Origin of the sequence: Planococcus sp. FY231025, assembly GCF_052078085.1 — a bacterium.
Taxonomy (GTDB): Bacteria; Bacillota; Bacilli; order Bacillales_A; family Planococcaceae; genus Planococcus.
Window position 1 is genome coordinate 195335 of the sequence record NZ_JBQJJG010000004.1, and the last position, 11498, is coordinate 206832.

Here is an 11498-nt window from a genome sequence, read left to right on the forward strand (position 1 = left end):
ATTTATGAAACTGAAGATGAAAACAGCGGGCATGATCGGCATTACAATGGCTGCGTTCATCGTTTTGCTTTTCTTTTTGATGCGTCCTGTGATTCTGGAAGATGCCAAAAGGATGGACGAAGAATCGCTGAAAACCGATATGGAGCGTGCCGAAAAATACATCGCTTCTGAAAAAGCGAATTTAATGCGCCACAACAAAGATTGGGCGGTTTGGGATGACACGTATGAATTCATGCAAAACCGCAACCCCAAATACATCGAATCCAATTTGACCCAGGAAAGCTATCGCCACACCGGTACAAACTTCAAGCTTTATCTCAACAATAACGGGGATACGGTTTATTCAGCCGGCTACGAACTGGGCATGGGCACGCTGATCGGCGTGGAGAAGGACTTGGGGGACACGTCTGCGCTCCTTGAACGGATCGACGAAGAAAACGGCATTTCCGTCCTTTGGAATGACAAGTACGGACCGGTGCTGCTGGCAGCTGAAGAGATTTTGACGAGCGAAGGCAACGGCCCGGTCGCTGGCCGCCTGGTCACAGGCGTCATTTTGAATGATGCGTTTTTCGACAAGATGCAAGAAGATCTGGCTATCAATGTCCGGACCGCCGGAAGTGCAGAAGAAAGCAGCGGGATCCGGGAAGTGGACGGCAATACCATCAGTGGGGTTTTGGCGATTGGGAACGGCTTGAACATTGAAGTCGAACGGGAGCGGAAATATTACAGCCAAAAGTCGAAAAGCATGAACGACTTGTTCCTCGCTTTGTCCGTCGCCACTTTGCTGCTCGTACTGCTCGTGCATTATCTCTTGGATCTTCTGATAGTTTCGCGGATCTCGTCGCTGTCCCTGCAGCTGAAAGACGTCAATTTCGATGAAGCGAATTCATTGGCAGTGCGCAAATCACAAGCGGTTCCAGACGAAATCACGGACTTGGAGACGTCCATCCAGGACATGCTCGACAGCCTGGAAAAAGCCCATATCGACGTATCGAAACTGGCTTTCTTCGATCAATTGACGGGTTTGCCGAACCGCTTCAGCCTTTATCGAGAGTTTCTGAGCCGTGCCGAAGATCCGGACACTTCATTTGCCGTCCTGTTTTTCGATCTCGACGGCTTCAAGCGCATCAACGATCTGTATGGCCACAGCAGCGGCGATGAAATGCTTAAGCAGGTCGGGGAGCGGCTGACGGGAAGCCTCCTCCATACCGGCAGCCAGCTGTACCGCATCGGGGGGGATGAATTCGTCCTGCTGAGCCCGGCGACCGGCCGTAAAGAACTCACCGGTCAGATTGAGAAAGTCATGGGAGCGATCCAAAAAGTTTTTGTCCTCGACAAAGTCAAGACGACGATTTCCACGAGTATCGGCGTCAGTTTTTATCCCGCCAATGCAGGGACGCTTGATGACCTGCTGCAATATGCAGACACGGCGATGTACGCGGCAAAGAAGAACGGCAAAAACACCTACGTCTTCTATGAGGACCTGACAGACCGCCATCTGCACAAATACTTGCTGAACCTGAAAACGGACCTGTCCGACGCCATCGCGCTGGACCAGTTTTTCCTGGAGTACCAGCCCATCATGGACAATAAAGGCCGGAGCATCAAAGCGGTCGAAGCACTGATCCGGTGGAACCATCCGAAAGAAGGGCTCGTTGCGCCGCTGCGCTTTATCCCGCTCGCTGAAGAAAGCGGGATGATGCGGGAAATCGGCGAATGGGTCATCCGCCAGGCCGTCGGGGAAGTGCAGAACTGGAACACCACATATGGCCAGTCGCTCAGCCTCGCGGTGAATGTTTCCAAAATGCAGTTGAAATTCAAGGACGAGCTCTTGGCATTAATCGACGACGTGCTCCGGGAACATAATTTCTCGGCCGACAAGCTGCAGATTGAAATTACGGAAAGCGACACGGTGGCGGAACAAAAGGAGATCGTGGCGTTCATCACCGCCTTGAAAGAGCGTGGCATCCAAGTGGCGCTAGACGATTTCGGGGTCGGGACATCGTCGCTGTTCCACTTGCTTGAACTCGATGTCGATATTGTCAAAATCGACCGGAGCTTCCTGCGCCAAGTGCCTTCGAGCAAAAAAGACACCGCCCTGCTGAAAGGCATCTACAGCACCTTGGACGAACTCGAGATCAAACTGGTCACCGAGGGGATCGAAACAGCGGAGCAGCGGGATTTTGTGGCCGCGAAAAACGATTCCTATCTGCAGGGGTATTACTTCAGCAAACCGCTCCCGCTGGACCGTTTGCGGGAAGTGCAGGATTCGCTCGAAGGGGCCGTGCTCTGATAAACTGCAGGGGATGCCGAAATGGCAAGAACCTGTTATGATTAGAGGAATTCCCTCGCATTGCTGCGGGAAGTACGGGAGTGAAGAATATGAGTAAAGCAAAAGGAAAAGGCGGAACCGGCCGGGGTACAGGCAAGAAAGGCTGGACGCGCTGGGAAAAAGGCGCCAACAAAGCCAAGAGCAACAAGCCTTACAAGAGCAAACAAAACAAGAATGCCGCACCTGCAAAAACCGACAACGCGCCAAAAAGCGAAGAGCCGGGATGGATTGACGGCTAAACCTGCCATAGACCAATGGAAGCTGCCTGCCGGGCGGCTTTTTTTATTTCCGTAAAACAGCAGAAAACTATGAGCCTTATCATTTTACATCGTGAACGATATAGTTTAATATACATCGTGTACGATATAAAAGAGCGGAGGCAATCAAATGAAACCATTATACGAAACGACCATTATCAACACAGGCGGCAGACAAGGGGAAGTTTACTCAGAGGACAATATCTTCTTCATGGACGTGGCAAAACCGGCGGCCCTCGGCGGCAGCCCGACAACAGCGACAAACCCGGAGCAGCTTTTCGCAGCCGGATACAGCGCCTGCTTTAACAGCGCATTGGAATTGGTGCTTGAACATGCTAAAGTGAAAGTGGAGAAAACCGAAGTGAAAGCGACGATTTCCCTGCTCGGGGACAAAGAAAACGGCGGCGTCAAATTAGCTGCACGGCTTGAAGTGGGCATCATTGGCCTAGACGATGAGCAGAAGCACGTGTATGTAGAGAAAGCGCATGACTACTGCCCGTATTCCAAAGCGGTCAAAAACTCCATCGATGTGGAGATCGTCGTACTATAAACCAGTAATAGGTGTGATCGAATGGAAAAACTTTCGAAATTGGACCAGCAATTATGTTTTGAAGTCTACAAGGCTTCAAGCAATTTCACGAAAATGTATGCCCGGGTCCTGGAGCCGTTCGAGCTGACGTTCACGCAGTACTTGGTGCTGCTCGTGCTCTGGGAGGACGACCGCCTGATGGCGAAGGAGATCGGGGCAAGGCTCGGACTCGGCATCGGGACGCTGAACCCGATCATCAGCCGCATGGAGGCTGCCGGATGGCTCAGCAAGGAGCAATCGCCCGAAGACAAACGCGCCTCGATCATCTCTTTGACCGAAAAGGCGAAAGGGAGCCACGATCCGATTGAAGCGGCAGTGGCGGACAAGCTTGTCAGCTGCAATTTCAGGGAAGATGTCAACGCAATCGCGCTGATGAAAAACTTGAAGGAACTGAATGCGTTTTTCAAGGAAATGAATCTTTAGGAGGAGCGATGGACAATGGGGATTTATGATATTGAAGTAAAAGATGCGAGCGGCAAGACCCATCAATTGGCCGAGTACAAAGGCAAAGCGATGCTGATCGTCAATACGGCGACGAAATGCGGCTTGAAGGACCAGTTCGATGGCTTGGAAAACCTCTACAGCAATTACAAAGAAGAAGGGCTCGTCGTCCTTGGCTTCCCGTCCGACCAGTTCAAGCAGGAAGTCAGCAATGCGGAGGAAGCGGAACAGTCGTGCCGCATGACCTATGGCGTCACGTTCCCGATGCACGACATCGTCAAGGTCAACGGCAAGGAAGCTCATCCGTTATTTAAATACCTGACCGCCAATACGAAAGGCCTTCTCGGCAGCAGCATCAAGTGGAATTTCACGAAATTCCTCGTCGACCAGGAAGGCAATATCGTCAAACGGTATGCTCCTAAGGATGCGCCGGAGTCGTTTGAAGAAGATATCCGGGAAGTTCTAAAGCAATAAGCGAAAGGCCGTTGATCCCGCGTGGATCAACGGCCTTTCTGTTTTGGGAAAATCTTTTATTCTGCTATAAAAGGGCTTTTTGCAGCATCCATGCCTCGATGTGTGCCGCTACTTTCTCCGGTGCATCCCATTGCAGCATGTGGCCGGTTCCAGGGATTGGACAAATCGACACGTCCGCAATTTCCGACGTCATTTGGGCAATGCCCTGCTCGCGTGCTGCCGTCAGTTCTTCCGGCAGTTCAGCATGGATCAAAAGAGTCGGAACATTCACGTAGGAGTAGGCTTCGGAGAAGGGTTCCTCAAAAAAAGCCTCAAGGATCGGCAGTATGGTATTTTCAGAAACAATCAGCCGGTATCGCCTATCCGCCTGTCTATGGAAAATGGATTTGGTGCTTTGTTCAATGCGGGCATTCCAACGGGAAGTGAAGTTCCGGTATTCGTTCGCCACGTCCTGCCAGGTGTCGTAGACGGCGTTTTCCATATAGTCGGCCCAGCCGGCAAGCGCATTTTCTTTTGTCATCTCGGGCTGGTTTTGAGGAAAAGTGAAGGCCCCATCAAGCAAAATGAGTCCACGGATATTTCCCGGGAAATGGCGGGCGAAATGGAGAGCGACGTCGGCTCCCCATGAATGGCCCATGATAAAGTAAGGTTCCGACAAGATGGTTCCGACTGCTCCATGAAACCATTCCGCCAAATTAGAGAACCGGTAACCGGATTTTGATTCAAATGCTTCTGTGCCGCCGTGTCCTGGGCTGTCGAACACAATCAGGCGATAGCGGCCCTGTAAAAGGGGTGCCAGTTCCCCGTATGTATAAATGCCGCTTCCGGCCAAACCGTGAAAGCAGACGATTGCCGGATTTTCCGGATCGCCGTACTCAAAGTATTGGGACAGGATGCCATCATGGATACGTGTTTTCCACTGCATGGTCTTTGCCTCCGCTTCTAAGACGTGCTCAAGAAGTAATTCTCCAATTCTCCGGACAATCCTCCTTTGTATATAGCGAAGCACAGAAGTGCAATAAACGCATGAAGTTAAAAAGGGATTCAGAGCCCAAACGAAGAAACAATAGGCAAGAACGATTTTCGGGGGGGAATGAATTTGAACATGGAAAAAACGGCATTGGTGATTGTCGATGTACAAAAAGCGTTTGCTGATCTGTCTTGGGGCAAGCGCAACAATCCTGAAGCGGAAGCGAACATCCTAAAGATACTGCAGGCTTGGCGGGAGCAGGATGCCTGTGTTATCCATATCCAGCACCAATCGGATAACCCGAATTCTTTGTTCTTTCCTGAGAAAGAAAGTTACGGCATCATCGAACCGCTGCAGCCAATAGGGGACGAACCGGTCTTTGCCAAAAAAGTGAACAGCGCATTTATCGGGACAGATCTGGAAGGTTTTTTGCGGCTCCGTGGCCTGATGGAAATTGTCATCGTAGGACTGACAACCCCCCATTGCATTTCAACAACGACGCGGATGAGCGGTAATCTTGGGTTTAAGACATGTCTGGTTTCCGATGCAACGGCTGCTTTTGAACTTACGGGACCCGATGGCAGACGGTATGATGCCGAAATTATCCATGACGTCACCCTTGCAGCCTTGCACGGGGAATTTGCGGAAGTGATCACGACAAAGGGGCTGCTTGCGAAAGTCGGCGGCAACGCACCCGAACAGGAGAAAATGGCGAATGGATGACCAGGTATTCTATGACAAAGTCGGAAAAGTGAATGGCTGGGATTTCAGTCAGCTGCAAAGCACCGTCAAAGGAGCAGTTTGGGATTTTTACAGCGAAGCGGCAGAGCGTGCTCCTGGCGGCGGTATACTGCTAGACATCGGGACCGGCGGAGGCGAAAACATGCTAAAGGTTGCAGACCGTTTTGGGTTCGCTGTCGGAATCGATTTGTCTGAAGCGATGGTGGAAGCGGCACGCAATAATCTGCAGAAGACGGCAATGCAAAATGTCCGTTTTTTGCCGATGGCAGCCGAAAGCCTTCAGTTTCCTGCAGGTTTTTTTGATGCCGTTACAAGCCGCCATTGCCCGTTTGACGCCCGGGAAGCAGCCCGGGTATTGAAACCCGGCGGAGTCCTGCTGACCCAGCAAGTCGGTGAAGCGGACAAAGCCAATTTAAAAGAGGCATTCGGCCGCGGGCAAGCCTTTGATGAACGGGATGGTTCGCTGAAAGAACGGTACGAAACCGAACTTGAAGCAGCAGGTTTTAAGAAGGTGGAAAGCTTTGAATACGATGAAGCCGAATATTACCATAGCCCGGAGGACTTGCTGTTTCTCTTGCGGCACACGCCAATCATTCCGGATTTCGGGAAGCATCCGGAAGATTGGGAGAAGTTCAACAAGTTTATCGGAAAGAACCGGACCCTGAGAGGCATTCAAACCAATTCCAGGCGGTTTCTCTTGATCGCGTACAAGTAAAGGGGCTATGTTGATGGAGAAAATACGGGCAGGGGATTTCATCTATCATATCGAAGAGCCAAATGAGAAAACCGGCAAAACAGCCATTCTCTTTCACGGCTGGGGCGGCACTGTGCAAAGCTGGCAGGCGTATGCGGAAGCTCTCGCTAAGCAAGGGCATCGTGTGGTTGTTCCGGAGATTGTCTATAACGACAGCCGAAAACCGGCAAAAAACCCGTTCGAAATGGAGACGGTCCAAACCTATTTCTGGAAAGCGATCATGGAAAGCATTGAGGAGTTTGGAGAATTCCAAAAGGTGCTGGAAGTACCGGAATCGGACATCGTCCTAATTGGAAGCTCAATGGGCGGTTTTATCGCTGCGGGCATTTTTGCACGCCATCCGCAGATTTCTGGGCTTGCAAGTATAAATGGGTCAGGGGCGTTTGTGCTGACGGAAGGGATTTTCCGAGAACGGCAGGACCGGTCTCCGATGCCTAAAGAAGCGGAAAGGGTGCTGCGGCGGTTCGATCCCATTGAACAGGAGGCTGGCCAAGGATCGGTGCTCCTCATCAACGGTGAATTTGACCGGACGGTTCCACTAGAAGGCCATGAAGCATACCATCGACATTTGACAGAAGCACGCGGATTCCGAAACATTGAAAAAAAGATTTATCAAGGCGCTGGCCATCAGTTTACCCGTGAGATGGAACGGGATGTGGGGGAATGGCTGGCGCGGGTTAAGTGACAGGGGGAGTGAAATGGTTTTTATACAAAAAAAGATGGACAAGCAAACCGCTTTGCAAATCCTGGGCTGGAAATACGAAAAGCCCTATGATTTCTATAATAATGAAGTTTCAGAAGGATCCCTCAGCGAGCTTTTAGATGGCTCATACATTGCGGTTTTCGAGGATGGAAGTCTTTTCGGGTTTTTATGTGCCGGCCAGGTGGCACAAGTGCCAAAAGGTGTGCTCGCGGGCGTTTATCCTGAAGGGTTTATTGATATCGGCATCGGCATGCATCCGGAAGGGACGGGACAAGGTCAAGGACGGCGATTTTTCGGTCACGCCATGTCGGTGGTCCAGGAGCGCTATCCAGATCTCAGAATGCGACTGACGGTAGCGGAATTCAACAAGCGGGCCATCCATCTGTACAAGCAGTTCGGATTTGCAGAAGCCGGGAGATTCAGTACGGATTCTGCAGAATTCATGACGATGGAGAAGAGGAGATGAAAGAGATCACTTCGCTGGTGATGGCCGACGAACTGGGCGCCTTGTTGTCCTACGCCGCCTCTGCAAAAAAGGCAGGGGCGGAATACGAAAAGTACATCACCTTGCCCGAAAGGCGGTTGTACAGCTTTACAGAGGCGGGGGCAGTGGTCGGCTGCGTCGGCATCGAGATTGCGAGTGCGGGCGTATTGGAAATCAAGCACATCGCGGTGGCTCCATCCGAAAGAGGAAAAGGGTTCGGGCAAGCCATGATCCAAGCAGTGCAGCGCGAACTTGGACCTAGCGTTATGGTTGCGGAAACCGATCGGGAAGCGGTCGGCTTTTATCGGAGCATTGGCTTGTGGCCAAAAGCCTTGGGGAAAAGTATCCCGGTGTTGAGCGCTTTCTATGCCGCTATGAAAAAACGAAAAGTTAGCCTTCTGGCAAAAAGCTGTTTAAAACCCCTTTACTCATGGAGCAAAGGGGTTTTAAGTGCTGGGTTTTCGATCAGCAGTTCGTCTGCTTGCAAAGTCTTCTTGTTTTTTACAGGCGGATTGGCAAACATGGCCGCAGCCATACCGAAGAGCGGGAACAGCAGGATGGCCCAAAGGATTTCCGTATAGCCGCCGAACAAATCGAAAGCCACGCCGAACGGGAGCGGTCCGATGGCGGAGCCGGTTACAATCATCGCCATGGAAATGCCGCTGATGCTGCCGATATGCTTGCGCCCGAAATAATTTGGCCAGACGACTGACATGACGATCCGTTCAATCCCCATACTGGTCCCCCATACAAGGCCAAATGCCACGGCTGCAGGCAAGGAATCCATCTGGAGAATCAGGAGCACTGCTGCGATTTCACCGAAGAAAACAATTGCCAGCATATACTGCACTTTGATATGTTCAAGCAGTCTTCCTGCGAGGAAAGTCATTGGCAAACCGATAAGGGCCGTCATGCTGAGGATGGCGGCTGCCGTTTCACGCGGCAGTGAGCGTTCGGCGAAGATGGAGACGAGATGGAAAGTCAATCCGGTATTGACGATGCCCGGAATTGCCGCGCAGGCCAAAAGCAGCCAGAACGAGCGTGTTTTTGCTGCTTCCTGGACGGTCCAGCTCACTTCCTCGGAGCGCGGAAGTTTGCCGTCCGCTTTTCCGCCTTTGCCATTGTCAGGCAGCAAGCCCATATCTTCCGGTGTGTTTTGAATCAGGAAGAAGGCGAGGGGCGTGAAACAGACGACGATGATCGCACCGAGAATGAGCCAGGATACGCGCCAGCCGAAGGCGTCAATCAGCCAGACATTCATCAACGGGAACGCTGCCGAACTGACAAGGCCGCCAATTGCAGCGATACTGATGGCCCGGCCGCGTTTTTTGACAAACCACTGCGGAATGAGGGAGCTTGAAATGAGGGCCATCGACCCTTGCCCTAGCAGCCGAATAAAGAAAAAGCCGATGAATAGCATCAATAGATTTGTAACAAAGCTATTGAACAGGCAAGCGGCTGCAAGTGCCAAAGAAACAATGACCGCCATTTTCCGTGAACCGTTGCGGTCGATCAACCGGCCGATAAAGAACAGCAGAAAGCCTGCGGCCAATGTAGCTGCGGAATAAACGCCGGATACCGTCGAACGGCTCCAGCCGAATTGCTCGATGTAATAGTCGATGAAGATGGAATTGGAGTAGGTTTGTCCGGGGCCAGAGAAGAATTGGGAGAGGGCGGCGATGGCAATGATCACCCACCCATAGTGGAAAGAATAACCGGTTTGTTTCATTTTATATCTCCATTTACTGCAGAACTCAATATAGAAATTGGTTGAGCATTTATTTTTAGTATGCTAGAATCGCAAATTCCTATGATAACACAATAAAAAATTAATAAAAGCAGAGAAGTTTTGATTTACTGAAGTAAAACGATTCAGAAATTTAGTATAGCGATATACTAAGAGAGCTTTGCCGGAGATTGTGGATTATATTCAAAAAAGCCTGATTTAAATCTTATTGCCTGATAAATGCTAGAAATACATGTATGCTGAAGATATGTGTTTTGAAACAAAGGAGGCGCTAAAATGAAAGCAACCAATGGTTCAAAAGCCGAAAGTTTAGCGGTGGATGAAAAAGCGGAACTGTACCGGCAAATTGTCGAGTATTCATTCGAACCGACCATTATCCATTCCGATAATAAAGTCTTGTATATCAATCAGGCAGGTTCTGATTTTTTTGGAGCGGAAGCGGCTGAAGTTGAAGGTTCAAGCGTGGTCAATATCTTTACCGAAGAATATCAAGGATTCATCGAAGAAAGAATCCGCCGCGGAACCGAAGAGGGTGCCGTAGGGAAGTTGGTGGAAACAAGAGTCAGGCTATCCGATGGTTCCATTGCGGATGTCGAGCTGTACTGCCATCCGGTCCACTTCGGGAAAACCAAAGCGATTCAATCGATCATAAGGGATATTACCGAGCATAAGCAGGCAGAACGCGAATTGACAGAACTGAAAAACGAGATTGCGACACCGATTGTGCCGATTGTCGATGGAGTAGCTGTGCTGCCGCTTGTCGGCGCTGTGGACGGCGGTCGAGCGACACAATTGCTTGAAATCATCCCGCAAAAAATCCAAGGGCAAGATTTGGAGCATCTGATCATCGATGTCTCCGGCATCTATAACATCGACAGCATCGTTGCGGAATTTCTATATAAAATCAACGCAATCCTGAAGATGCTCGGAATCGAGCTCATATTCACCGGCATCCGTCCGGAACTTGCCCAAAAAGCGGTGGAGGCGCGGATGGATTTCACCAAACTGCATACCATGTCGAATGTGAAACAAGCGCTGAAGAAGCTGATTCGAATTTATTGATGTTTTGTTGAAGTTAAGAAGCACGAAAATCTTCAAAACAGGAGCTTGTAAAAGAAAAAGATCTGGTTTATAGTTTAGAAATACATTATTTAGTGAATTGTATACATAACAACACTATATATAGTAAAACCGATAACGATGGTGCCTGAAAAGGCTTGATAGGGAATCCGCTGAAAAACGGAGCTGTACCCGCAACTGTAAGTGCTGACGAACTATGGCAATCCACTGTCCAACGGACGGGAAGGACATAGTGTAGGAAGACGCATGAGCCAGGAGACCTGCCATCGTTATAAGTTAATGACCTTCTCCGGGAGCTGGGAGGTGTAGCGAAGGTATTCTGCGCGGTGCAGTGGCTTTTTGCCGTTTTCCGCCCGATTATTTACGTTCATCCAACCCATCCTCTCGTCCGAGAAGATGGGTTTTTTTATTTGCCCGAACATCGACTGGAGGAATAGAGATGACCAAGCAAATCACAGCAAGCCGATCGAGGACGATCCAGACCAAATTGGTGCTGCCGCCTGACACGAACCACATGGGTACCATTTTCGGCGGAACGGTGCTTAGCTTTATCGACGAAATCGCAGCCATTACGGCCATGAAGCACAGCAGCAAGGCGGTGGTGACAGCTTCGATCGATACGGTGAACTTCCTGTCGTCTGCACGGGTCGGCAATGTGCTGCTCCTGGAAGGAGTGGTGATTTCCACAGGGCGGACTTCGATGGAAGTCTACGTAAAAGCGGAATGCCAAAGCATCGAGACAGGCGAGAAAACCTTGACAACAACGGCAATCCTGACGATGGTCGCCGTCGATGAAGATGGAAAACCGACGCCGGTGCCTGGCGTCGTACCGGAAACGGAACACGAGAAGCAGCTGTTCCAAAGTGCACAGGAGCGCAAGCAGCGCCGCATGAAAATCAATGAATACGCAAAGGAGCTGATTTGAT

Annotated in this window: 13 protein-coding genes, 1 pseudogene and 1 riboswitch; of the genes and pseudogenes, 12 read left to right on the forward strand and 2 right to left on the reverse strand. The window is 50.5% G+C overall.

Annotation, left to right across the window (positions count from 1 at the left end; all coding sequences use genetic code 11):
• Window positions 1-4: 4 nt before the first annotated feature.
• The 5 genes from ACTL32_RS04275 (at window position 5) to ACTL32_RS04295 (ending at window position 4093) form a co-directional block, all read left to right on the forward strand.
• Complete coding sequence (locus tag ACTL32_RS04275; protein ID WP_441340294.1) at window positions 5-2293, forward strand: bifunctional diguanylate cyclase/phosphodiesterase; 2289 nt, start codon at window positions 5-7, stop codon at window positions 2291-2293.
• A gap of 89 nt (window positions 2294-2382) precedes the next feature.
• Window positions 2383-2571: a DUF3934 family protein gene (locus ACTL32_RS04280; RefSeq protein WP_441340295.1), complete on the forward strand. Its 189-nt coding sequence runs from the start codon at window positions 2383-2385 to the stop codon at window positions 2569-2571.
• A gap of 148 nt (window positions 2572-2719) precedes the next feature.
• On the forward strand, window positions 2720-3139 hold the full coding sequence (locus ACTL32_RS04285) for an organic hydroperoxide resistance protein (protein WP_441340296.1): 420 nt from the start codon (window positions 2720-2722) through the stop codon (window positions 3137-3139).
• Window positions 3140-3160: 21 nt separating this feature from the next.
• The gene (locus tag ACTL32_RS04290) at window positions 3161-3601 is read left to right on the forward strand and encodes a MarR family winged helix-turn-helix transcriptional regulator (protein WP_441340297.1); all 441 of its coding nucleotides are present in this window, start codon (window positions 3161-3163) and stop codon (window positions 3599-3601) included.
• A 15-nt stretch (window positions 3602-3616) separates the two neighbouring features.
• Window positions 3617-4093 carry a glutathione peroxidase gene (locus ACTL32_RS04295; protein WP_441340298.1) on the forward strand — a complete coding sequence of 159 codons (477 nt, stop codon included), beginning with the start codon at window positions 3617-3619 and terminating at the stop codon, window positions 4091-4093.
• 64 nt (window positions 4094-4157) lie between these two features.
• Here the strand turns inward: ACTL32_RS04295 and ACTL32_RS04300 are convergent, their stop codons facing one another.
• The gene (locus tag ACTL32_RS04300) at window positions 4158-5018 is read right to left on the reverse strand and encodes an alpha/beta fold hydrolase (protein ID WP_441340299.1); all 861 of its coding nucleotides are present in this window, start codon (window positions 5016-5018) and stop codon (window positions 4158-4160) included.
• 174 nt (window positions 5019-5192) lie between these two features.
• On the opposite strand from ACTL32_RS04300, the gene ACTL32_RS04305 reads away from it, so the two are divergent.
• From ACTL32_RS04305 to ACTL32_RS04325, 5 genes and pseudogenes are all read left to right on the forward strand, one after another.
• Entirely contained in the window at window positions 5193-5786 is a 594-nt protein-coding gene (locus ACTL32_RS04305; protein ID WP_441340300.1) for a cysteine hydrolase family protein, read from the forward strand.
• Window positions 5779-6519: a class I SAM-dependent methyltransferase gene (locus ACTL32_RS04310; RefSeq protein WP_441340301.1), complete on the forward strand. Its 741-nt coding sequence runs from the start codon at window positions 5779-5781 to the stop codon at window positions 6517-6519. Before ACTL32_RS04305 ends, ACTL32_RS04310 begins: the two co-directional genes overlap by 8 nt.
• Window positions 6520-6532: 13 nt before the next feature.
• Window positions 6533-7243, forward strand: coding sequence for an alpha/beta hydrolase (locus tag ACTL32_RS04315; protein ID WP_441340302.1), 711 nt, complete (start codon window positions 6533-6535; stop codon window positions 7241-7243).
• Between the two features lie 13 nt (window positions 7244-7256).
• On the forward strand, window positions 7257-7727 hold the full coding sequence (locus ACTL32_RS04320; RefSeq protein ID WP_441340303.1) for a GNAT family N-acetyltransferase: 471 nt from the start codon (window positions 7257-7259) through the stop codon (window positions 7725-7727).
• Between the two features lie 20 nt (window positions 7728-7747).
• A pseudogene (locus ACTL32_RS04325) lies at window positions 7748-8002 on the forward strand (GNAT family N-acetyltransferase); the annotation flags it as partial.
• A gap of 167 nt (window positions 8003-8169) precedes the next feature.
• Here the strand turns inward: ACTL32_RS04325 and ACTL32_RS04330 are convergent.
• Window positions 8170-9474, reverse strand: coding sequence for an MFS transporter (locus ACTL32_RS04330; RefSeq protein ID WP_441340304.1), 1305 nt, complete (start codon window positions 9472-9474; stop codon window positions 8170-8172).
• A 294-nt stretch (window positions 9475-9768) separates the two neighbouring features.
• On the opposite strand from ACTL32_RS04330, the gene ACTL32_RS04335 reads away from it, so the two are divergent.
• Both ACTL32_RS04335 and ACTL32_RS04340 read left to right on the forward strand, forming a co-directional pair.
• Window positions 9769-10554 (forward strand): PAS domain S-box protein, encoded by a 786-nt coding sequence (locus ACTL32_RS04335; protein ID WP_441340305.1) that lies wholly within the window; start codon window positions 9769-9771, stop codon window positions 10552-10554.
• 122 nt (window positions 10555-10676) lie between these two features.
• Window positions 10677-10854: riboswitch (cobalamin riboswitch) on the forward strand.
• Window positions 10855-11011: 157 nt separating this feature from the next.
• Entirely contained in the window at window positions 11012-11497 is a 486-nt protein-coding gene (locus ACTL32_RS04340; RefSeq protein ID WP_441340306.1) for an acyl-CoA thioesterase, read from the forward strand.
• Window position 11498: the final 1 nt, after the last annotated feature.